The organism is Halomonas sediminis (assembly GCF_044871105.1).
Taxonomy (GTDB): Bacteria; Pseudomonadota; Gammaproteobacteria; order Pseudomonadales; family Halomonadaceae; genus Vreelandella; species Vreelandella zhuhanensis.
In genome coordinates this window covers 2,034,413-2,057,211 of the sequence record NZ_CP085246.1, presented here as the reverse complement: position 1 = coordinate 2,057,211, position 22,799 = coordinate 2,034,413, and the positions used below count along the sequence as shown (strand labels likewise).

The window sequence follows — 22,799 nt, the reverse complement described above, 5'->3', positions numbered from 1 at the left end:
TTACCCCGCTGAGCCTGCAGACGATATGCCTGACTTCATAAGCGATCTTCCTCCACCGCATGGCACGCTACCCGGGTGCCATCCAATTGAGTGACCAGCGTGGGGATCTCCTGGCGGCAGCGCGTATTGGCATACGGGCAGCGCCCATGGAACACGCAGCCGCTGGGCAGATTGACCGGCGTGGGCACTTCGCCTTTCAGACGAATATGCTGGGGGCGGTCATCCTCTAGACGCGGAATCGCCGACAGCAGGGCCTGGGTGTAAGGGTGACGTGGCTTGTTGAACAGAGTGGTGGTGGTGGCAATTTCACACACCGTACCTAGGTACATGACCGCCACGCGAGTACCGAAGTGTTCCACCACGGCCAAGTCATGGGTGATGAACAGATAGGTCAGGTTGCGGTCACGCTGGGCATCCATCAGCAGGTTGAGCACCTGGGCTTGAATGGAAACATCCAGTGCCGAAATGGGTTCGTCGGCAACGATGAATTCGGGATCGACAGCCAGCGCCCGGGCAATGGCGATACGTTGACGCTGACCGCCGGAAAATTCATGGCCGAAGCGCTTGCCCCAGTCTGGGTCGATGCCCACCGAGCTCATCACCTCTTGGACCTTTTCTTGGACTTTCTGGTGATTCCAGTCCGGGTGGTGCAGGCGAAGCGGCTCTTCCAAGGTTTGCTGAATGGTCATGCGCGGGTTGAGCGATGCATAGGGGTTCTGGAAAATCATCTGCATACGCTTGCGAAACGGCAATAACTCACGCGAGCTGAGGTTGTCGATACGCTGGCCGGCGTAACTGATTTCACCTTCCGTGGGGGTCAACAACCCCATGACGGTACGTGCCACGGTGGACTTGCCGCATCCGGACTCGCCGACCACGCATAGCGCTTCACCGCGCTTGATATCCAGGTTGACGCCATTGATGGCATGCACGTATTCGCGATGCCGGACCAGCTTGCCGCCCTTGAAACGCAACTGTTCGAGAAAGTCGCCGGACAATGAAAAACGCTTCTTCAGGTTGCGTATCTGTAGCAATGAGTCGGCGCTTTCCTCATTTTGGGTCGGGGTGTCGACGCTCTCCAGGTTAGCGCCTTTCAGATTCATGGCGGTCGCGGTCATGATATTTCCTCCAGCTTCAGGCGGCGGTCTTCCTGCATTTCCGCCACCATGTGGCAGGCGACGCGGCAATTACCCGAATCAACGAATTCAGGCACCTGTTGTATACAGGCCGGGCGCGGTTCACCGTGGGTATTATTGATGAAATCGCAGCGCGGATGGAAGGCGCAACCATTGGGCAGGTTGGATAATGACGGCATACTGCCGCGAATCTGGTTGAGTCTTTCTCCGGGCGTCGCCATTTGCGGCAAGGCGTTGATCAATCCTTGGGTGTAAGGATGTTGCGGGTCGTTGATGATCTCGCGGGTCAGCCCCTGCTCGATGACGCGACCGGCATACATGACCAGCATGCGCTGGGTAACCTGGCTGACCACCCCCAAGTCATGGGTGATCAGGATCAGGCCGACGTTATGCTGCTCACATAGATCCAGCAGCAATGCCATGATTTCCGCCTGGATGGTGACATCCAGCGCAGTGGTAGGTTCATCGGCAATGATGATATCCGGGTCTAGCAACAGCGCAATGGCGATGATGATGCGTTGGCGCATGCCGCCTGAAAGCTCATGTGGATACTGATCCAGACGGGTCTCCGGCGACGGAATCTGGACCTGTTGCAGCTTGTCTAGCGCAATGGCGCGAGCCTGTTTCGATGAGATCCGCCGGTGGGCCTTGAGGCACTCGACCATCTGCTCGCCGATCGAGAGCACCGGGTTCAGGGTCATCATCGGGTCCTGGAAAATCATCGAGATCCGGTTGCCGCGTACCTTGCGCAAGGCGCGCTCGGACATCGAATTCAGCTCGAGGCCGTCGAAGGTGATACTCCCGCCGGCAATAAACCCCGGCTTGCCGACCAAGTTCAACAAGGAAAAGGCGGCCACGGATTTGCCCGCGCCGGATTCACCGACGATGCCCAGGCGTTCGCCACGCTCCAGGGTGAAACTGACGTCGCGTAAAGCGCGTACTTCGCCTTGGCGTAAACCAAAGCGTAAGTCCAGATTGGTTACTTCCAGCAATGCCATGGTGCACCTCAGCCTTTGTAGAGTCGTGGGTTCATGACGTCGCGCAGCCAGTCACCCAGGAGGTTGATGGACAGCACCAGTATCACCAGTACCGCACCGGGAATCAGGGTGATCCACCAAGAGCCTGACTGGATATAATCGAACCCGGATTTGATCAGTGAACCCAGTGAAGGATGCGTCTCCGGCATGCCTAGCCCCAAAAACGACAGCGCCGCTTCCGAGATGATGGCGTTGGCGATCTGTACCGTGGAAATCACGAAAATCGGCGACAGGGTGTTGGGCAGAACATGGCGAAACATGATGCGTTTACTGCGCAGGCCCATGACCCTGGCAGCATCCACGTATTCCTTGTTTTTTTCCGCCAATACCGAGGCCCTGACGGTTCTTGCGTACTGCGGCCATTCCGCCAGGCCGATGATCAGAATCAGCATGATGACCGCATATTCGCTGTAAAAAGCACCTCCCATGGTCGCTTTGACCACGGCGCCCACCACGATGGCGACCATCAAGGTGGAGAATGACAACTGGATATCCGCCAGGCGCATCAGCAGGGCATCCACGCGGCCACCTAAGTAGCCTGCCATCAGACCGAAAGTGACACCTAGCAGTGCTTGCAGGATCACGGCGCCAAAGCCGATCAAAAGCGATACCCGAGTGCCGTATAAAATGATCGACAACAGGTCGCGCCCTTGGGCGTCGGTGCCGAGAAGAAACTGTTCGTCGGCACCCTCGATCCAGAAGGGCGGTAACTCGGAGGCCATGATGTCGATCTGGCGCAAGTCATAAGGGTCGGTGGGTGCCAGCAGCGGCGAGGCGAATGCGACGATGACCAGGCCGATGAAGATAGCCAGGCACAGCTGCGCGGTACGGTCGCGTTTGAAGCTGTACCACAGGTAGGAGTCGCGCAGACGCTCCCAGCGGCTGGGGATGCGCGGTCGGGTCGTTTGAGAACTACTCTGAGTAACGGTCGGTGTCGTCATGCGGGCTTACCGGTGAGTTTGACGGTGGGATTCACCAGGCCATAGACCAGGTCGACGATAGTGTTGGTCACCACGAAGATTACCCCGACGATCATCAAATAACTGACGATCAAGGGTATATCCGCGCGATTGATCGCATCCAGGAACATCAGGCCCATGCCTGGCCACTGGAAGACGGTTTCAGTGAGGATGGTATAGGCCACCATGGTGCCTATCTGCACACCACCGACGGTAATCACCGGCAGCATGGTATTTTTCAGTGCATGGACGAAATACACCCGACGCATCGAGATACCTTTGGCACGGGCATACTTGACGTAGTCGGACTGCATGACTTCCATCATTTCCGCCCGAATCAGACGAATGAAGAGCGGCAACATGATCGATGCCAGGGCAATGGAGGGCAGTACCAGATGCTGCAGGCCGTTCCAGGTTGCCAGGTTGGTGTCCCAATGGCCGAACACATGGACCAGGTCATAGCCACGCCCGAACGACGGCATGTTGCCTTCGGTCGAGAAGAAATCATTGAGCCAGCTGCCCCAGCCGGTCGACTCGGGAAACGGCGTTATAGTCACGCCGATGGAAAATATTTGGATCAGGATGATCGCCGTCAGAAATACCGGTATCGAAATACCTACAATCGATGCACCCATGAAAAAGCGCGACAGCATGGCCCGCGGCTTGATGGCGCTGTAGACCCCGATCGGCACCGAAAACAGCACGATGATCAGGGTGGAGGCGAAGACCAGCTCCAGGGTGGCCGGCAGGTGCCGTCCAATGACTTCCAGAGCGGGCTCACGATAGAAATAGGAAGTGCCGAAGTCTCCCTGTACCGCGTTGAGCGCAAAACGGCCGTATTGCACCAGAAAAGGATCATTGAGGCCGAGGCGCTCACGTAGGGCTTCGCGTTCACTTTCGGGTACCGATTGTCCCACCATCTGTTGGACGGGATCACCCAGGTTGTCCTGGATGGCGAAGGCAAGCACGCTGATGATAAACATCACCAATATCGCGTGCATCAGCCGCTTGATCAAAAACGCAATCATGGCTCGCGCCACCTGTATGAAGGAGTAAAGCAGGGGAAAATAAGTTTTGTCACGGCAAAAGGCTACGCCCTTCGGAACTGGCCAAAGGACGAAGCATCCATGCGCTCTAGAAAAACTTGCGATTATTCGCTGATGACGAGATCACCCAGGTAGGGAAAATCGATAGCGTTGACGACAGGTTCGATCTCCACGCCTTCGCGCGCAGCGTAAGCCAGGTTCTGCCAGTGCAGGGGAATGTAACCGGCATCTTCGTAGAGCATGGCTTCTGCCTCACGCAGCATTGCGTTGCGCTTTTCCAGGTCGGTTTCGCTATCGGCCGCGGTTACCAAGGCATCGATTTCTTCGTTGCAATAGCTACCGTAGTTGTACTGCCCCGCACCGGTTTCTTCATCGATACAGAAGGTCAGGTACTGAAAGAAGTTGGCGCTGTCTTCGGTATCCGCGTGCCAACCGATCATTGCCGCGTCAGACTGGCGAGTGTCGTATTCCGGCCAGTATTGGGCCAGTGGCATGGTGCGCAGGTTCACGTCAATATTGATGCGCGCCAGCATGTTGGACACGGCCTGGGCAATCTGGGCATCGTTCACGTAGCGGTTGTTGGGAGCAATCATGTCGATGGTGAAGCCATCTGCATAACCGGCTTCGGCCATCAGCTCCTGGGCATGTTCGACGTCATAGCGCGGTGTCAGATCGGGGTTGTGGCCGGAGTAACCTTCCGGCGAGAACTGCGCCGCCGGTGTGGCGAAGCCGCGCATCAGGCGGTCGGCGATTCCTTCCTGATTGATGGCGTAGGCAACAGCCTGGCGTACCCGTGGGTCCTGGAAGGCTTCAACGCGTTCTTCGTTGAGTTGGAAGCCGATGATACGGGTGCCATTGATCTCGACCAGTTTGACATCGTCGGCCTCACGAACGCGCTCCAGGTCGTTGGGCGGCACGGCATCGATGAAATCCACTCCACCGGAAAGCAGTGCCGCGACACGCGAAGCGTTTTCGGCAATCGGCGTCAGCACGATGCGGTCGACGTTGCCTGTGTCGGTGTCCCAGTAATCATCGAAGCGTTCGAAATCCACGCGCACGCCTTGGCGTCGTTCGGTAACGATGAACGGGCCGGTGCCCGAGACATGACGCGAGGCATAGGAATTACCCGCCTTGACGATCTCGGACTTGTCATCGCCATCGTCGGTTTCGCCGGTATAAAAGACGCGATCCATGGGGAAGATGTACGTGGCCAGGTTGAGCAACAACGGGTAGGGCTCGCTGGTCTTGATCTCGACGGTGTGGTCGTCAAGCGCTTCGGCACTTTCCACCGGCTCGAAAATGGCACGGTAGTCGGGGCTTTCTTTCAAGCGTTCGATGGTCCAGACCACATCTTTGGCGGTGAGGGGGTTGCCTGAGTGGAAAGTGACGCCTTCACGCAAGCTCATGCGCATGGTGGTTTCGTCAACCTGTTCCCATTCAGTGGCTAGACGCGGCTCAAACTCGAAATCCTTGGTCCAGCGCACCAGGGGATCAAAGGACAGGTGGGAGAAACGCAGCATGCCACCGGAAAGCTGTTCGTGGATATCGAGGGTTTCCGGGTCGGCGGTGTAGCCGACACGCAGGGTTTCCGCACTGGCAGTCATAGGCAGTACGGCGGTACCTGCAAGGGCGGCACCAATGACAGAAGCCAGCATTGTCTTTTTGAAGAATATTGTTCTTCTGAGGGTCATAGGAGTTCCCAGACTATTTAATTATTGTGAAAAACCCGCCAACATATTGCTCTGCATGGAGTGCACATATCGAGCGGCGAGTGGACATGGTCGACCCGCAGGCCATAGGCTAACCATAAAGAGACCTTATCGCTTGAGGCAATCGAAATTGTGAGTGATGTCATTCGTCCACTGAATAAAGAGAGTGACGTTGCCGTTTGCTAATCAAAAAAACAGGCTCTTCATGCCGTTAACGCTATGTTAGGCATCCAGGCACAACTAAGTGGCTATAACATCAACAATTCGGGAGATTTACTGTGAAGATTGGAGCACCCAGGGAAACGGCCAAGGGCGAAGCGCGTGTCGGGCGAGCGCAAGCCCGGTGGGCAGCCAAGGCATGAAGGCACGACGTTGCGACCGGTCGACGATCCCGATGAGATCGTCAGCCTGCACGTGGATCCCCAGTCGTTGCCCTAGGAGCGCACCTACCACTCGGGGATGTCGAAAAGCGCCAGGTCCAGAACATCGTCATCAAGGCGGTGGTCATCGAATACCAGGCGGAGGTCGTCGAGGATGATCAGGGCAAACGCTATGTGGCACCGTTTCCTGAGGGCGTGACGCGCCCGATCCAGTATGGCTCACGCCTGAAGGCGCACGTCGTGTACCTCTCGCAGTATCAGTTGTTCCCGTATGCCCGAATTCAGGATCTCCTGGCCTCGCAGTGCGGCCTCTCGCTGAGCACTGGCGGCGTGTTTGGTTGCACAGTGCCTCCAACGACGCCTTGTGGGAAAACCTCCAGGTGATGGATCGGTTGGATTGGGATCGTGCCTGCATCAAAGCAAAAGAGAGGGATCTGCCATCGGCCCGAACCCAACAGCCAAGCGCGACCGGGCATAAAGCGGTACCTGTTGACGAACCGGCGAGGAACACCTCTTGCGGTCCTGCTATCGGGAGCGAACATGCACAATAGTGTTCCTCTGACTAGCCCTGCTAGACGCTGTGATACCAGTGCCGGGAGGCCTGGCCGTCCGTCAACGCCCCTTGAAACTGCATGCTGACAATGCCTATGACATTGCTCGTTGTCGTCGTGCATGCCGAGTTCGGCATATTCAAGCTCGTATCGCCAGACGAGGCGTGAAAGACACTCAACAACTGGGACGTCATCGTTGGGTTGTCGAAAGAACCTTCGCTTGGCTCGAACAGATGAGGCGCCTCGCGACGAGATATGAACGACGCGTGGATATTCACTATGCGTTCACCTTGCTAGGTTGCTCGCTGATCTGCTTCAAGCAATTCAAAAGACAGTTTTGAAAGGAATTCTTAAGACCAGTGTGCTCGATCAGAGCACATTCCAGTAGCAATGCTGCTGGGTTTTACAGCGCGAGACACGGTATTCAAGGGGTTCGCCTTGAAAACCTCGGGCAACCCGGCGGATTTCAAGTAGCGGGGAGCCGGGATCCACGCCCAGGTATTTTTGCTCTTGAACACCTGCCGTAACGGCGAACAAGCGTTCTTCAGCTTTCGCAATACTTTGACCGAATTTCTGTTGGTAGAGCTGATAAAGTGTATTGGGCAATGTTTGCGGCTCGCTTTCCAGTGCTGGAAAGCGAGCCGCATCGACTACCAGATCTTCCAGTAGTGCTGGCACCTCGTCCAGGACCCTGACCCGCCGGATATGCACAACCACTGTCTTTTCCTCAAGCCCCAGGGCATTAACTTCCTCACTGGTGGCTGGTCGGCGCTCGCGCTGCAGCACCCGAGAAATGGGTAGCGAGCGGGTGCCGTCGAGGTTCATGAGATGAAAGAACTGAAATAGCGAACGGTCACTGTCATGTGTTGCGACGACGGTGCCTTTTCCCTGATAGCGAATGACGACGTGTTCATTGGCCAGGGCGTCTACCGCCTTGCGCAAGGTGCCGACACTGACACCGTATTCCTGTGACAGGGCTGACTCACTGGGGATGAAAGTACCGGGGGGCCACTCGCCCGACACAATGCGCGATAGCAGCGCTTCCTTGATCTGTTGATATAGCGGGCGATAGCTGGGTGTTGGCTGGTCGTTCATGTTCGTTTCCTTGGAGTGCTGCTAGCAGAGCATTCGCTTCCATCAATTGTCTTTGCTCTTACCAATGATACCAAAAAAACATGTAGAGGACTTGCTATCCTCTATCATATATCATATATATGAATTGTGGCCTCACAGCATTGGGGCGTAGCAGTTTCTATAAGTGGCTTTTAACAGGCTGAAATTGAGACAACGTCAATAGACCTCACAAACACGTTGAGAGGAAACACCATGAGTATCGACTTCGTAGTGCATGATGCCGACGACAGTGTCGGCGTCGCGGTGGTCGAGGGGATTCAGGCCGGTCAGGAGCTGACAGGTTGGGTGATGGAGGGAGATCAAACCATTACTTGCACCGTCAGTGACGCCATCCCCATTGGGCATAAGCTGGCAATTCGTGATTTGGCAGAAAACGGTGCCGTTATGAAGTACAGCGTCGATATCGGCCGCGCCATCAAGCCGATCAAGAAGGGCGAACACCTTCACGTCCACAACGTTAAAACCAAGAGGTGGTAAACATGGAAATCAAAGATCGTAAATTTCTGGGCTATCGTCGCGAGAACGGGCGTGTCGGTGTCCGCAATCACGTTATCGTTATGCCGGTTGACGACATTTCCAATGCTGCTGCCGAGGCCGTCGCCAATAATATCAAGGGCACCCTGGCGTTACCTCACGCCTATGGCCGGTTGCAGTTCGGTCCGGACCTAGATCTGCATTTCCGTACCCTGATCGGAATCGGTTGTAATCCTAACGTTGCTGCTGTGATCGTGATTGGTATCGAACCGGGCTGGACCAATAAGGTTGTTGATGGCATCAAGTCTACCGGCAAGCCTGTTGAAGGTTTCTGGATTGAGCAGAATGGCGATCACAACACTATCTGCGCTGCTTCTAAAAAGGCTCGCGAACTTGTGCAGTACGCCAGTGAGCTGCAGCGTGAAGAGTGTGATATTAGTGAGCTATGGGTATCCACCAAGTGTGGTGAGTCTGACACCACCTCTGGTCTAGCTTCTTGTCCGACCACGGGTAACGCTTTCGACAAACTCTACGATGCAGGCTGCACCCTAGTCTTCGGTGAGACCTCTGAGTTAACCGGCGGTGAGCATCTTGTTGCCGAAAGATGCGCTACGCCCGAGGTGCGTGAACAGTTCCAAGCAATGTTCGACGGCTACAGCGACATGATTGATCGCTACAAGACCAGTGATCTTTCTGAGTCTCAGCCGACTAAGGGCAATATTGAAGGTGGCCTGACCACTATCGAAGAGAAAGCGCTGGGCAATATCCAGAAGATTGGTAAGCGCTGTATGGTGGATGGTGTGCTAGATAAAGCCGAAGCACCCACCGGGTCGGGGCTGTGGTTTATGGATTCTTCTTCTGCAGCGGCCGAGATGGTGACGCTCTGTGCAGCGGCTGGCTATGTGGTGCATTTCTTCCCGACTGGCCAGGGCAATGTTATCGGTAACCCCATCCTGCCGGTCATCAAGCTCTGCGCTAACCCACGCACCCTGCGCACCATGAGCGAACACATTGATGTCGATGTGACTCATCTTCTTAGACGTGAGATGGATATGGACCAGGCGGGTGATGCATTGTTGGACATGATGGTGCGTACCGCTAACGGTCGGCATACCGCAGCCGAGGCGCTTGGGCACCGTGAGTTCGTGATGACCCGTCTTTATGAAAGTGCCTGATATTTTCTGATGCCCTACCTTTGGTGGAGAGTTGTCCTGTTCATTGAATAGACAATAAAAGATCTGGACAACAAGAGGAAGTGCTTCACTAAGGAAATTTCATCTGCCGTGCACCGTGAGTTTATCGCAATCCCGGTGCTTTAGGCTCGCAAGTTGACAATGACAACGAAAAATACTTGGAGAATGAATCATGCGAATCTCTCTTTCCATCGGTCTGGCAACCGGTCTCGGTTTATTCCTTGCCAGTGCACTGACTACAGTGACCCTGGCAGATGACTTTCCTTCGAAGGATGTCCGGTACGTGATCCCCTTCGGTCCTGGCGGAGAGTCCGATATCAGTGCCCGACTCCAGCAGAAGTACTTCGAAGAAATCACCGGCGAGGAGCTGATTATTCAGTACATGCCTGGTGGAGGCGGAGCCGTGGCTTGGTCCCAGCTCTCTGACATGTCGGCTGATGGCTACACGATCATGGGCTCTAACCTGCCACATATCATCCTCAAGCCCATGGGCAAGGATGTCGGTTTCCAGACCGACGATCTCAACAACTTTTTCTATTTCCACTATTCACCCGATGCGATCCTGGTTCGCAACGAAAGCCCCTATCAGACCCTGGATGACTTGATTCAGGCTGCTGAAGAAATGCCTGGGGCTGTTACCTTTTCCGGTAGTGGCACTTATAGCGCCAATGATGTCGCCAATACGCGTTTCCAGCAATTGGCGGATATCAACACGACCTATATTCCTTTCAAAGGAACGGGCGCGGCAGTTACGGCGCTGTTAGGCGGACAGGTACAGGCTGAGTGGGGGTACACCACGGTGGCGGCAAACCATCAGGACAAAGCCCGCATGCTGGCGGTCGCTTCTGAGGAACGTCATCCCATGTTCCCGGATGTCCCTACCTTCCAGGAACTTGGCTATGACATGATGGGGGGAGCCTATCGCGGCATGGCGGTACCTAAGGGAACACCCGAGGATATTCGGCAACAGCTCTCCGGTATCTTCCAGCAGATCAATCAGCACCCTGAGTTCCAGGAAAAAATGCGAGCTCTTGGCTTCGTGCTGATAGATGTCCCAGTGGGCGAAATGGATACCTTCATGGCTGAGCGCAGGGATGTTTACGAGACTTCTGCGCACGAACTCGGCTTGATCGACTGATCCCTATGGGAGGAGTCGTATGGATATTTTTAGTCATGCATTAGGCGCCCTGTCGCCGATGAATCTGGGCCTTGCGCTGCTAGGTGTTGCCTCAGGGATCATCATCGGGGCGCTGCCCGGCCTTTCGGCTACCATGGCCGTGGCCGTGCTCGTGCCAGTGACCTTCGGTATGGCGCCAGAGTCGGCACTCATCATGCTGGGTGCTATCTACACTGGCGCGATTTATGGGGGGTCTTATTCTGCCATCCTCGTCAATACACCGGGAACGCCCTCGGCGATAGCAACCACCTTTGATGGTTTCCCGATGGCCAAACGTGGTGACGGTGATCTTGCGATTACTCTCTCGACATTGGCCTCGGTGGTAGGGGGGCTGGTCGGCGTATTGGCCCTGTTAACACTGGCGCCGCTTCTGGCGCAAGTAGCACTGAGTTTCGGGCCTGTAGAATACTTTTGGCTGGCCATTTTCGGGCTGACGCTGATCTCAGCACTGTCCGAGGGTTCTACCCTCAAGGGCTTTATGGGGGCAGGCTTCGGGCTGTTGTTGTCCACCATCGGCGTGGCTGTGGTGGGGGGGGATGTCCGTTACACGTTTGGCTCTCAGGTACTGCTGGGCGGTCTCGAAATAGTGTCAGCGTTAATTGGGTTGTACTGCATTCCGGTGCTTATTGACCTGGTCGCTACCCCTGAATCTCACCTCAAGGTCGATGAAGAGCAGCGTGGAATTCGTTTGCGCGAAGGTCTTAAACATGCATGGGTCGGCAAGCTCAACCTGTTGCGTTCGGCCACTATTGGCACGGGCGTAGCGATCTTGCCCGGCGCGGGAGGGTCGATTGCAAGTCTGGTATCTTACTCGGAAGCCAGACGTGCCGCCAAGGATTCCAGTTCCTTTGGGAAGGGGAACCCTCAAGGAGTGTTGGCGACCGAAGCGGCCAACAATGCCACCGTGGGTGGTGGTTTTATCCCGACGTTAGTGCTGGGTATTCCTGGTACGCCGCCGGATGCTGTTATCCTGGGTGCTCTGTTAGTGCAGGGCTTTCGTACCGGACCGGAGCTTTTCACCACCAACGCCAACATCACTTACACCTTTGTCGCGGGGCTATTTATCGCCACTTGCCTGCTGCTGCCACTGGGGTTACTGATCGGCCGCTATGCCTTCAAATCCATTATTACCATTCCCAAGGCGTTACTTGTGCCTACCATCGCTTTTATGACGGTGATCGGCACCTATGCGATCCGCAACAGCGTCAACGATGTCATCATCATGCTGACGTTGGGGGTAATAGGATGGTTGCTTAACCGTTATGGCTTCAAACCATCGCCGATCGTGCTGGGCCTGATCCTGGGGCCTATTGCCGAGCAGGGCTTCGTGCAGGGCTTTTTGATGGGGCGAGCTAGCGGTTCCTATGCGGGGACGTTCTTTGGTGGGCCGATTTCGCTGACGATCATCGCCCTGTCGATTCTCAGCCTCTTCTACCCATTGATCAAGGCACGCCGTGCCTGGCGGCGCAATCCGAACAGTGCAGGTGACCCCTACCAGGAGGTTTTGTAATGACGAAGGAACTTCCCAAGGTTCAGGCGGCTTGCTCGGCGCGTTCCGAGTTCCTGATGCCAGTGTTGTTCATCGCTATAGGCGGTATTTGTCTATGGCAGAGTCAGGGCATGAGCCAGCTTGGTGCCATCTTTCCCGTCACCATCGCAATAGTGACCATCGTTTCGGGGTTGCTGCGACTCGGCCAGCTAATGTTGCGCGGCGTGTCAAGCAACACCGAGCGAGAACGGGGTTCTACCCCACGACGGGTACTGATGGTGTTAGCGATGGCGGCCTGGGCATTCATTATGCCGTGGGCGGGCTTTCTGCTGGCAGGGCTGGTGAGCTTCGTAACTTTGATGATGATTGCTCAATATAAACCCTGGACACCGAGACGGCTAATGGGCCACTTGATCAGTGGCATCTTGCTGGTGGCGTTTTTCTACGGCTTGTTTGCTTTGCTGCTCAATGTCCCTTTGCCGGTGGGCCGGTGGTGGATGTAATCAAGCTGTTTGTGTCGCGTCATATAACAAAGCTGATAACGGGCCTAGCTTGGCAATAAAGCAGGAGTACGCATGGTTAAAATCGTGATATCTGAATTCATGGATGAAGAGGTCGTCGTGAGCCTCAAGGATCGATTTGAGGTGATCTTTGAAACCTCTTTGGTGGATAACCGTCCATCGCTACTGGAAGCCGTTGCTGACGCTGACGGTATTATCGTGCGCAACCGTACCCAGGTGGATGCTGAATTATTGGCGGCCGCATCTCGCCTCAAGGTAGTGGGGCGCCTCGGGGTAGGGCTCGACAATATCGATATGGATGCCTGTAAGGCTCGAGGCGTTGCGGTTAAACCGGCGCATGGCGGGAATGGTAGTTCGGTTGCTGAGTACGTGCTGACCGGTATTTTGCTATTGCGTCGTCAGGCCTACTTTTCCAGTCAGTCAATGCTGGCAGGCGAGTGGCCGCGTCAGGCGTTGATTGGCCGAGAAGCAAGTGGTTCTACGCTGGGACTGGTCGGCTTCGGTGCCATCGCACGGGAGACCGCACGGCGAGCGCTGGCTCTGGATATGAAAGTAGTCGCTTTCGATCCGCATTTGCCCGCTGATGCGCCTGAGTGGGCTGGTGTCGAACGTCACGACAGCCTCTCTGCCTTGTTGGAAGTGGCCGATGTGGTCAGCTTGCACGTTCCATTGACTGATGAGACGCGTCATCTGATTGATGACGCTGCCTTGAAGCGCATGAAGCACAGCGCCATTTTAGTCAATGCTGCACGCGGCGGTATTGTCGATGAAGCCGCTTTGGCCACGGCCCTGCGTGAGAACCGCTTGGCCGGTGCCCTGCTTGATGTCTTTGAGCAAGAGCCCTTGCAGAGTGGCTCGGTACTGGAAAGTGTTCCGAACCTCATCCTGACGCCCCATATCGCGGGGGTCACTGAAGAATCCAATGCCCGTATCAGTCAGATGACCGCCGATAATGTTCGTGAAGTTCTAGAGAAGACAGAGGGGGCGTATGAGTGACAACATCGAACTCAATGTGACTCAGGTTCGTGAACTGGCCATGGCCGCTATGCGTGGTCGCGGCTTCGGTGAAGCTGAGGCTGCTGCAACCGTGGAGGCTTTGCTGGCTGCTGAACGCGACGGTTTGCCATCGCATGGTCTATCGCGACTACCTTTCTATCTGGATCAGGCGACCAGTGGCAAGGTCGATGCGTCGGCGGTGCCTCGGATAGAGTCTGATGGGGCTGTGGTACGCGTTGACGCTAAGCACGGCCTGGCCTTTCCTGCGGTAGAGCGGGGGCTCGAAGCTGGCTATGAATGCGTCGCGCAATCAGGCGTGGCAGCGGTGTCCATTGCCCGCTCCCATCACTTCGGAGTGGCCGGTGCTCCAGTGGAGGCTGCAGCACGTCGCGGTTATCTGGCGCTGGCGTTCAGTAATGCACCTTCCGCGATGGCCCCTTGGGGCGGCAAACTACCTTTGTTCGGTACCAACCCTATCGCGTTTGCATGCCCGCGTCGTGATAGTGATCCACTGTTGATTGACCTGTCGTTGTCAAAGGTGGCGCGTGGAAAGGTCATGATGGCAAAGATCAAGGGAGAGCCGATCCCGGAAGGTTGGGCGTTGGATATCGAAGGGCGCTCAACGACGGATCCCGATGAGGCGATTGCAGGGAGTATGGTGCCCGCCGGTGATGCCAAAGGGGCCGCGTTAGCGCTGATGGTTGAGCTACTGACGGCAGGGCTGACCGGTAGCAATTTCGGGTTTCAGGCAAGCTCCTTTTTTGATGCAGAAGGCAAGCCTCCTGGTATTGCGCAACTGATTTTGCTGATTGATCCGCAGCGGTTTTCCCCGGGCTTCGTCGAGCATGCCGAAAGTCTTTTTGCGGCCATGTTGGAACAGCCCGGTGTTCGCATACCGGGTGAGCGTCGCTTTCAACTGCGCCGTGAGGGCGATGGCCAGGTCACATTGTCCACCTCTCTTGTCGCCGCGCTTGAGAGTCACGCGGCAGCGAGCTGACTTTCAAGCGGTTGTGTTTAATGGGCCAGTCGATTCCCGGATGACTAAGGGAGCGTCCAGCAACTGCCGGTGTGGGAGTGTTTCGCCCTCAATGCGGGCCACTAATGCATCGGCGACTTGATACCCGATATCAGTGGCAGGAACCGCCACGGTGGTAAGCGCTGGCGTCATGAAGCGGGCTTGGGGAAGGTCATCGAAGCCCGTGACCGAGAGTTCATGCGGTATGCATACACCGGCACGTTGGGCGGCCAACATGACGCCGAAAGCCAAGGTGTCGTTGCCGCACAGTATGGCGGTGGGAGAGGGTTGAAGTTGCATCAGGGTCTCGAACGCCTGAAAGCCTTCGGCAATACCGTAATCGACGGTAATTATGTGTTCGGGGAGTATCGAACAGCCGGCCAGCTCGGCTGCCTGAAGAAAGCCTTGCATCCGGGCACGGGCACGATCATTGCTTTCTACCGGTGCGCTTACCACTGCCAGCCGACGATGCCCAAGTTGTAGCAGGTGTTCGGCCAGTGCGCGTGCCGGAGCGGTATTGTCAAACCCGATGCATGGCCACTCGATGTCGTCGATGCCATGCCAGCAGGTCAAAAAAGGAAGCTTACGCCGCTTCAGGGTCGTCAGTACAAGAGGTCGATGATCGTGGCCGATCAGCACCAGACCATCAACACCTTGCTGGATAAGGGTCTGCAAAGCGTCGAATTCATCATCAAGGTCGTAGCGGTAGGTGGCAATAAGCAAGCGGCAATCGTGATGTTTGAGACGTTGCTCCAGGCTGTTGATGCCAGTACTGAAAACAGAATTGTCCAGGGTGGGCACAAGCACTCCGATCGCACCAATGCGCCGCGAGGCAAGTGCACGGGCGGTACCGTGCGGTACGTAGCCAAGTTTATCTATAGCGGCTTCTACACGCACCCGCAGTGGCTTGCTGACATGGGGAATCCGATTGAGAACCCTTGATACCGAGGCTGTCGAAACGCCGGCCTCTCGAGCGACATCTGTCAGCAAAATGTTTCGTAATTCTTTGTTCATTAAAGATTTTTTCCTTTTTTATATCGTTGGATACCTGTGTGTTTACGTGATCGTAGCGAAGGTAAATTTTTTCTGGACAATTCATCTATATGAGTTTAACTTGAAAACATGGTCTTGTAAGCGCTTACATTCAGGTTGTTCCTATATACAACTTCAAAGCGTAATTTGAAAGAGCGACTGCCAAGGCTAGGTACGGAAACACTGACGGGCGAAGGATAATGACAAGAACAAGATTCGAGGAGTCAATCTATGTCGGATTCACCTAATAAACCCTCCAAGAGTAAGAGCCTGGGGGCGCTCATGTGGGTAGCCTTCGGTCTTTTTGCGATCTTCTTCCTTAATGTTGCGATTCAGCGCTTCAATCCAGGGTTGTTGAGTATCTCTGCAGCCCAAGAAGCGCTGCTGCTAGTCATTGCAACAGGCGTTTTTATCTCTGCCTGCATGAAGCTCGAATCTCGAAATTCTCACACCGCATGAACTGAGCCGATTGAAGGCTTAACAATAAATACAAGGAGCACGCTGATGTCTCTTTTCAAACATTTCAATACATTCAACCCCGGTATTTCTGGTGAACCTAGCCTTCCAGAACGCCGCCAATTCATGATGAGCGTTGGGCGTTACGGCTTTGGTGCCGCCGTTATTGGCGCTGTTGGTGGCGTCCTTTTCTCCGAGCAAGCCATGGCGCAAACGGCTCAGGAGGAGAGTAAGCTTCAGGCTACTGCTGAAGTGACCATTGTGTTAGCGACAGGGTACCGGGTTGGTTCGAGTCGAGCTTATCCGATCATGCAGCTGAATTTTAAAGAAAATCTGCAGAACTTCACGGGTGGCCGGGTTTACGTCCGGTTGGCCCCTGCTGGTGAATTGGGTGTGGGTGATGCGCTGATCAGTAAGGTGCAGAATGGATCTGTCGCGATCGCTCAGCATTCCATGTCAAACCTTGCCGCCTTCGCACCGGAGGTCGATCTGATCAATATTCCCTATTGGTGTGGTAATAACCAGAATCTTGTCAACCTGGTCACTTCGCAAGCCTGGCAAAACGTGGTGCATAAAAAGGTAGAAGAGCGCGGGTTCAAGGTGCTTTCTTATATCTGTATCGATCCCCGTACCGTCGCTGTCCGTCGTGGTCTTCTGGATGGTCCAGCGAAAACCCCGGAAGATATCAGGGGTATCAAGTTCCGCGTACCTTCCTCGCAAATCCTGCAAAAGGTTTACCGGCTGTTGGGTGCCAATCCAACCCCGGTGGCGTGGGGGGAAACATCCTCTGCCATGCAGCAGGGCGTCGCGGATGCGCTTGACCCCAGCGTTCAGGCGCTGCTGGTTTTTGGCTTCACGGACGTTTTACAGAGTATTTCGACTATCCAGTCGGTGGCTGATGCGCAGGTTTATACCTGCAACAAGGAGTGGTTTGACTCACTTTCCGCTCCCATTCAGGACGGTGTCATGCAAGCTGCCGAGACGACCTTCCGCGAAAACCTGGCCAAGGTTCCAGCAGCCCGTGCTTATGCTTATAACCAGATGCGTCAGGCCGGTGTCGAGATCTACTCACCCACTGAAGACGAAATAGGCCAGTGGCGTGATCGCTGTGGCCATCATCTGTCGGACTGGGATGACACTAAGCGTGAGCTGGCGGGTTCGATGGATATTTTTGAACAGTTGTTAGCCGCTACGGAGGAGTACAATGGCTACTTCGTCGACAGCAACAGCTAAAATGTCAAAATGGAGAGCGTTCCGTTTACGCTGCGACAAGATTGATCGTAATGCTGAACGCTGGCTTCTATTAACCTTCTACGCACTCATCATTTTGACGATTGCCATTGAAGTCTTTCGACGCTTCGTAATGAACTACTCCTCGTCCTGGGGCGAGGAAGTTGCGCGGTATGCCTTTATATATCTGGCCTGGCTTGCCGCTGCGGCAGCCGTCAGGGATCGTGCGCACATTCGCATCGACGTCCTGGTCAACCTTGGCGGTCCTCGCATGAAGCGCCTCGCGTGGTGGTTTGCGGATATTGCGACACTGGTGCTGGCAGTATGGGCATTGTGGTTGTCGATTTCTCCTATTCTCACTTCCATAAACTTTGGGTCGATAACACCTGGTCTACGTGTTTCGCAGGCTATCTTTTTGGCTGCAGTGCCGCTCGGTTTTACATTGATTGTAATACGAGTGGTGCAGTCAATGCTGGCAGATATCCGTCGTATACAACGCGGTGAGCCAGTATTTGATGGCCAGAAACTGTTTGACTGAGGAGAAGCGTGATGGAGTTTTTGGCATATCAACCGGCTGCCGCAGATCTGGGTTGGACGTTCTTCTTACCGATATTGGGTCTGGTCGTCATGATTGCATTGGGCGTACCGATCTGGGTAGCTATCGGACTGGGTACCTTGACAGCGCTTACATTTACTGAGGCATTGCCCTTATCGGTATTTGGAGCCTCTCTTTTCCAAGGAATCAACGCTTTTGCATTAATTGCGGTGCCACTGTTTATCTTGACGGGTGATGCCTTGGTTCGCTCTGGCCTCTCGGATAAATTGTTGAATCTGGCACAGGCCACCGTAGGCAGTTTCCGTAGTGGCGTTGGAAGCTCTACGACATTGGGCTGTGGATTCTTTGCCTGTATCTCAGGCTCTGATGCGGCAGGTGCCGCAGCGGTGGGGCGCATGACGATCCCTCGTCTGGTTGAAAGGGGATATCCTCTTCCGGCAGCGTGTGCGCTGGTGGCTGCAGGGGCCTGTACGGGTATTCTGATACCGCCCTCCATTGCCTATATCGTCATTGGTTTAGTGCTTGGCATGCCGGTTTCCACGTTATTTCTGGCCGCAATCATCCCCGGTATTCTGGTGATGCTGGCGATCATGATGACGAACGTGGTGCTTAACCGGATGCATGGTTTTGAGAAGGGACATGAGCATTTTTCGTTGCAAAAATGGCTGCATGCGGTCTGGGATGCACGATGGGCACTGTTTGTACCTATTGTTATTCTTGGCGGGATTTATTCAGGCATCTTTACGCCAACAGAAGCGGCGTCAGTGGCTGTCGTCGTTGTGGTGCTGGTGGGTATGAAGCAAGGCACGCTTACTCTGAGTGATATTCCACGCATGCTGGAATCATCGGCACGGGTGTGTGGGGTCATTGTGCCGATCATTGCGATTGCGCACCCATTGGCTCAGATGCTGGCCAGCCTGTCTATTCCGCAAACCATGGTGGGAAGTATCACTGGCGTTACCGACTCTTCAGTGCTGATTATTTTGATGATGATCGGGGTACTAGTTCTGGCGGGTTGCGTGATGGAGGCGACGCCAAACATCGTTATTCTGGCGCCTCTTTTATTGCCACTTGCGCAGACGGTGGGAATGGATAATTTTCACTTTGCCATCCTGATGATTACCACGCTGGGGTTGGGTTTCATTACTCCGCCGTTGGGTCTTAACCTTTTCGTTGTCGCCGGGTTGACACGTTGCTCTGTGCTGGCAATAGCGCGCTATGCAATTCCCTTCGTGTTAGCCATGTTATCCGTGGCTTTATTGGTCGCTTTCGTGCCTTGGCTATCGCTCTGGTGGCGGTAATAACATAACTATCTTGCACTTAATTAAAGAGAGCATTGCCCATAAAAATTGTAAGCGCTTACAATTTTGTGGGCAGGCAATATTACTTGGCCGTGAAAATAGGCAGTTTTAAATATGAGGGATTGATGCTGCGTCATTTATCACCGGACAGGTAAATAACAACCGTTGTGTCGTTTGGCTTTTTCAAGAGCCTCTGCGCGCGGATTAAAGCGTAAATAAAATCAATAAGAGGAATATAAAAATGGCAATTACTTACTATAAAAAAGCTGATAAAAACGCATCGACTGGCTACGACCAGACTCAGGAAATTGTTGCAAGGATGCTCGCCGAAATCGAAGCTGAAGGAGAAAGCAAGGCCAAGGAGTACTGTCTCAGCCTGGATGGTTGGCAAGGCGATATTGTGGTCGGCCGAGAGCAGATCGAGGCGGCGAAAGCGAAAGTACCTGAGCAGCTCAAGCAGGACATTCAGTTTGCTTACGAACGGGTAAGCCGCTTTGCTGTCGCCCAGCGTGACAGCATCGGCGAGTTCGAAACCGAGTTGTCGCCGGGTCTTTTTGCTGGCCAGAAGCTGATTCCGATGGAAACGGCCGGCTGCTATGTCCCCGGCGGACGCTATGCGCATATCGCTTCGGCGATCATGAGCGTTGCCACGGCCAAGGTAGCAGGCGTCCAAAACGTTGTGGCATGTTCGGTGCCTCGTGACGAGCAGGGGATTCATCCGGCAATTCTTTATGCCATGGACCTGGCGGGAGCTGACACCATTCTCCAGATGGGCGGCGTACAAGGTATTGCGTCCATGGCCTTTGGGCTGTTCACCGGCAACCCGGCCGATATCCTCGTCGGACCGGGTAACCGTTTCGTTGCCGAGGCCAAACGCCAGTTATTCGGGCGCTGTGGTATCGACATGTTTGCAGGCCCCACCGAGATCGGGATCATCGGCGATCATAATGCTGACCCTAATATTGTGGCGGCTGACCTGGTGGGACAGGCCGAGCATGGTCCGGATACCCCCGTCTGGTTATTTACAACCTCCAGGGAGCTGGCGGAAGCGGTGGCAGAACGTATGCCGGGTCTGATCGAGTCGCTTCCCGAGACACAACGCAAAGCAGCGGAGGTTGCCTGGCGTGATTACGGTGAAATCATCCTCTGTGATACTCGCGAAGAAGTTGTGGAAGTCAGCGACCGCTATGCCTCCGAACACCTGGAGCTGCAGGTTGAAGACCTCGATTGGTGGGTGGCGCGACTAAGCAGTTACGGCTCACTGTTTGTCGGTGAGGAAACCACCGTCGCCTTTGGGGACAAGTGTTCCGGAACCAACCATATCTTGCCGACGAAAGGGGCCGCTCGCTATACCGGCGGCCTGTGTGCCCAGAAGTTTCTCAAGGTCGTGAGTTATCAGCGCCAGAGTCGCGAGGCAACTCGCAGTGTGGCCTCTGCCACTGCCCGCCTGTCTCGTTGCGAAGGCATGGAAGGGCATGCGCGTACCGGTGATGTTCGTCTGGCGAAGTACTATCCGGACGAGACGTTTGATCTGGTCATTCACGAGGAGATCTAAGATGCAGCCGGACTTCAGTCTCGATGGTCAGGTGGCGCTGGTAACAGGCGGAAGCAGTGGCCTGGGGCGGGCCATGGCCGAGGCACTGGCGGCGTCAGGTGCCAAGGTGGTAGTGGCTGCCCGACGGCGTCAGGCACTCGAAGAGAGTGTGTCGGCAATCGAAGCACAGGCCGGTCAAGCGGCCGCTCTCGTTGCCGATCTCGCTGCACCGGAATCGCTGGATGATATTGCTCGTCGTGCAGCCGAGCCTTTCGGCACCGTGACAATCCTAGTCAACGCTGCGGGTGTCAATCTGCGCCAACCGATTGAGGAAGTCGATTTGGCTTCCTGGCAGCTGACACTGCAGCTTCATCTGGGGACGCCTTTCTTTTTGTCCCAGGCATTGGTGCCGGGCATGCGCGAAAAAGGCTATGGGCGCATCATTAATCTGGCCTCGCTGCAGTCGCAGCGAGCCTTCCCCAACAGCGCGCCCTACGGCGCCGGTAAAGGCGGCATTGTTCAGCTGACCCGCGCCATGGCCGAGGCATGGTCCAGGCATGGCATCAATATTAATGCAATTGCGCCAGGCTTCTTTCCCACTGAGCTGACGGCACCGGTCTTCGATGATCCGGTGTCGGCCGGGAATCTGGCCGAACGAACGGCTATCGGTCGCAATGGCAGCATGACTGATATCGCCGGTCCGACGGTATTTCTGGCTTCCCCAGCCTCCGGTTACATCACGGGGCAAACGCTCTATGTCGATGGTGGTTTTACCGCCAAATAACTTGACCCCGCGAGGAGTTGCACTATGCAAGCACTTTATTATGTTGGCCCTGAGCAGGTTGAAATGCGCGAGACTGAAGAGGTGCCGTTGGCCGAAGGGGAATCCCGGGTACGCATTCTAGCGACAGGGATCTGTGGTTCCGATCTGCATGCGTTTCATGGTCATGATCCGCGTCGTCAGCCGCCGTTAATCTTGGGCCATGAGGCTGCTGGTGAGGTGCTGGAAGGCCCGCTTGCCGGTAAGCGAGTGACCATGAACCCCCTTATTGTCTGCGGGCATTGCGACTACTGCCTGGAGGGCCGCCAGAATCTTTGTACCAATCGCACCATGATTGGCATGACCCGTCCCGGCACGTTCGCTGAGACACTCACCATCCCTAATCACTGTTTGATCGAACTGCCTGATTCCTTGTCTGCCGTGGCAGCAGCACTGACCGAGCCCGCAGCTACTGCATTACATGGGGTGAATCGTTTGGCACGTTGTCTTTTGAGGCCGCTCTCTGAGGCTCGGGTGCTGGTGATTGGCGCTGGCGCCATTGGTCTGCTCACAGGGCTGATCCTGCGCCATAAAGGGGTACGTCATCTGCAACTCGCCGAAACGAATCCACTCCGGCGAAGCACTGCAGAAGAGGCTGGACTCACTGCTTTTGACCCACGCAATGAAACACCGGAGACAGATACCTTCGAAGCGGTCTTTGATTGCGTCGGGTCGGCACCCACCCGGGATATGGCTGTGCGGTTCGTGCGACCTGGCGGGGCCATCATGCATCTGGGGCTGCAGGACAACGAAGGTGGGTTGGATACCCGAGCCATCACACTCAAGGAAATTGCCTTCCTCGGCGCATACACGTACACCTCTACCGACTTGAGAGCCACGGTCGACCTGCTGGATTCGCAAGCGCTGGGGGATCTCTCTTGGGTGGAAGTCCGCCAGCTCAATGAAGGCGCTGCCGCTTTCGCGGATCTTGTTGCGGGCCGAACCCCGGCGGCCAAAATCATCCTGAGCCCCTGACGTATCCATGACATTTCTGAATGATTCGCAGCGGTAATGTATTGCGGCATGTCGACAGACTCGCGACGACAATAACAA

At 55.2% G+C, this 22,799-nt stretch carries 22 protein-coding genes; 15 read left to right on the top strand and 7 right to left on the bottom strand.

The window, feature by feature from the left end:
• Positions 1 to 35 precede the first annotated feature (35 nt).
• From LG290_RS09850 to LG290_RS09830, 5 genes are all read right to left on the bottom strand, one after another.
• On the bottom strand, positions 36 to 1,103 hold the full coding sequence (locus LG290_RS09850) for an ABC transporter ATP-binding protein (RefSeq protein WP_499837076.1): 1,068 nt from the start codon (positions 1,101 to 1,103) through the stop codon (positions 36 to 38).
• Positions 1,104 to 1,114: 11 nt separating this feature from the next.
• Complete coding sequence (locus LG290_RS09845) at positions 1,115 to 2,134, bottom strand: ABC transporter ATP-binding protein (RefSeq protein ID WP_499834678.1); 1,020 nt, start codon at positions 2,132 to 2,134, stop codon at positions 1,115 to 1,117.
• A gap of 8 nt (positions 2,135 to 2,142) precedes the next feature.
• Complete coding sequence (locus tag LG290_RS09840) at positions 2,143 to 3,114, bottom strand: ABC transporter permease (protein WP_499834677.1); 972 nt, start codon at positions 3,112 to 3,114, stop codon at positions 2,143 to 2,145.
• Positions 3,111 to 4,160, bottom strand: a complete 1,050-nt coding sequence (locus LG290_RS09835) for an ABC transporter permease (protein WP_499834676.1) — start codon at positions 4,158 to 4,160, stop codon at positions 3,111 to 3,113. Before LG290_RS09835 ends, LG290_RS09840 begins: the two co-directional genes overlap by 4 nt.
• 122 nt (positions 4,161 to 4,282) lie before the next feature.
• Complete coding sequence (locus LG290_RS09830) at positions 4,283 to 5,851, bottom strand: ABC transporter substrate-binding protein (protein ID WP_499837075.1); 1,569 nt, start codon at positions 5,849 to 5,851, stop codon at positions 4,283 to 4,285.
• Between the two features lie 996 nt (positions 5,852 to 6,847).
• Between LG290_RS09830 and LG290_RS09825 the strand changes: the two genes are divergently transcribed.
• The gene (locus LG290_RS09825) at positions 6,848 to 7,159 is read left to right on the top strand and encodes a transposase (protein ID WP_499834675.1); all 312 of its coding nucleotides are present in this window, start codon (positions 6,848 to 6,850) and stop codon (positions 7,157 to 7,159) included.
• 28 nt (positions 7,160 to 7,187) lie between these two features.
• Here LG290_RS09825 and LG290_RS09820 read toward each other — a convergent pair whose 3' ends face one another.
• Positions 7,188 to 7,913: a GntR family transcriptional regulator gene (locus LG290_RS09820; RefSeq protein ID WP_499834674.1), complete on the bottom strand. Its 726-nt coding sequence runs from the start codon at positions 7,911 to 7,913 to the stop codon at positions 7,188 to 7,190.
• 231 nt (positions 7,914 to 8,144) lie between these two features.
• On the opposite strand from LG290_RS09820, the gene LG290_RS09815 reads away from it, so the two are divergent.
• The 7 genes from LG290_RS09815 to LG290_RS09785 all read left to right on the top strand — a co-directional run bounded on the left by LG290_RS09815 (position 8,145) and on the right by LG290_RS09785 (position 14,799).
• On the top strand, positions 8,145 to 8,429 hold the full coding sequence (locus LG290_RS09815; RefSeq protein WP_499834673.1) for a UxaA family hydrolase: 285 nt from the start codon (positions 8,145 to 8,147) through the stop codon (positions 8,427 to 8,429).
• A gap of 2 nt (positions 8,430 to 8,431) precedes the next feature.
• Positions 8,432 to 9,601: a UxaA family hydrolase gene (locus LG290_RS09810; RefSeq protein ID WP_499834672.1), complete on the top strand. Its 1,170-nt coding sequence runs from the start codon at positions 8,432 to 8,434 to the stop codon at positions 9,599 to 9,601.
• Positions 9,602 to 9,791: 190 nt separating this feature from the next.
• Positions 9,792 to 10,757, top strand: a complete 966-nt coding sequence (locus tag LG290_RS09805) for a tripartite tricarboxylate transporter substrate binding protein (RefSeq protein ID WP_499834671.1) — start codon at positions 9,792 to 9,794, stop codon at positions 10,755 to 10,757.
• Between the two features lie 19 nt (positions 10,758 to 10,776).
• Complete coding sequence (locus LG290_RS09800) at positions 10,777 to 12,306, top strand: tripartite tricarboxylate transporter permease (protein ID WP_499834670.1); 1,530 nt, start codon at positions 10,777 to 10,779, stop codon at positions 12,304 to 12,306.
• Positions 12,306 to 12,788, top strand: coding sequence for a tripartite tricarboxylate transporter TctB family protein (locus tag LG290_RS09795; protein WP_499834669.1), 483 nt, complete (start codon positions 12,306 to 12,308; stop codon positions 12,786 to 12,788). The genes LG290_RS09800 and LG290_RS09795 overlap by 1 nt, the downstream gene beginning before the upstream one ends.
• Positions 12,789 to 12,860: 72 nt before the next feature.
• Positions 12,861 to 13,802, top strand: coding sequence for a hydroxyacid dehydrogenase (locus tag LG290_RS09790; protein ID WP_499834668.1), 942 nt, complete (start codon positions 12,861 to 12,863; stop codon positions 13,800 to 13,802).
• Positions 13,795 to 14,799 carry an Ldh family oxidoreductase gene (locus LG290_RS09785; protein WP_499834667.1) on the top strand — a complete coding sequence of 335 codons (1,005 nt, stop codon included), beginning with the start codon at positions 13,795 to 13,797 and terminating at the stop codon, positions 14,797 to 14,799. Before LG290_RS09790 ends, LG290_RS09785 begins: the two co-directional genes overlap by 8 nt.
• Before the next feature lie 3 nt (positions 14,800 to 14,802).
• Here the strand turns inward: LG290_RS09785 and LG290_RS09780 are convergent, their stop codons facing one another.
• Positions 14,803 to 15,831 carry a LacI family DNA-binding transcriptional regulator gene (locus LG290_RS09780; protein ID WP_499834666.1) on the bottom strand — a complete coding sequence of 343 codons (1,029 nt, stop codon included), beginning with the start codon at positions 15,829 to 15,831 and terminating at the stop codon, positions 14,803 to 14,805.
• A gap of 249 nt (positions 15,832 to 16,080) precedes the next feature.
• On the opposite strand from LG290_RS09780, the gene LG290_RS09775 reads away from it, so the two are divergent.
• The 7 genes from LG290_RS09775 to LG290_RS09745 all read left to right on the top strand — a co-directional run bounded on the left by LG290_RS09775 (position 16,081) and on the right by LG290_RS09745 (position 22,721).
• The gene (locus LG290_RS09775) at positions 16,081 to 16,308 is read left to right on the top strand and encodes a hypothetical protein (protein ID WP_499834665.1); all 228 of its coding nucleotides are present in this window, start codon (positions 16,081 to 16,083) and stop codon (positions 16,306 to 16,308) included.
• 45 nt (positions 16,309 to 16,353) lie between these two features.
• The gene (locus LG290_RS09770; protein ID WP_499834664.1) at positions 16,354 to 17,538 is read left to right on the top strand and encodes a TRAP transporter substrate-binding protein; all 1,185 of its coding nucleotides are present in this window, start codon (positions 16,354 to 16,356) and stop codon (positions 17,536 to 17,538) included.
• Positions 17,510 to 18,073: a TRAP transporter small permease gene (locus LG290_RS09765; RefSeq protein ID WP_499834663.1), complete on the top strand. Its 564-nt coding sequence runs from the start codon at positions 17,510 to 17,512 to the stop codon at positions 18,071 to 18,073. Before LG290_RS09770 ends, LG290_RS09765 begins: the two co-directional genes overlap by 29 nt.
• An 11-nt stretch (positions 18,074 to 18,084) precedes the next feature.
• Positions 18,085 to 19,392, top strand: a complete 1,308-nt coding sequence (locus LG290_RS09760; RefSeq protein ID WP_499834662.1) for a TRAP transporter large permease — start codon at positions 18,085 to 18,087, stop codon at positions 19,390 to 19,392.
• A gap of 319 nt (positions 19,393 to 19,711) precedes the next feature.
• Entirely contained in the window at positions 19,712 to 20,947 is a 1,236-nt protein-coding gene (gene hisD, locus LG290_RS09755) for a histidinol dehydrogenase (protein ID WP_499834661.1), read from the top strand.
• Between the two features lies 1 nt (position 20,948).
• Positions 20,949 to 21,710, top strand: a complete 762-nt coding sequence (locus tag LG290_RS09750) for an SDR family NAD(P)-dependent oxidoreductase (RefSeq protein ID WP_499834660.1) — start codon at positions 20,949 to 20,951, stop codon at positions 21,708 to 21,710.
• A 24-nt stretch (positions 21,711 to 21,734) separates the two neighbouring features.
• A complete protein-coding gene (locus tag LG290_RS09745) occupies positions 21,735 to 22,721 on the top strand; it encodes an alcohol dehydrogenase catalytic domain-containing protein (protein ID WP_499834659.1) in 987 nt (328 codons plus the stop codon).
• The last annotated feature ends 78 nt before the right edge of the window (positions 22,722 to 22,799 follow it).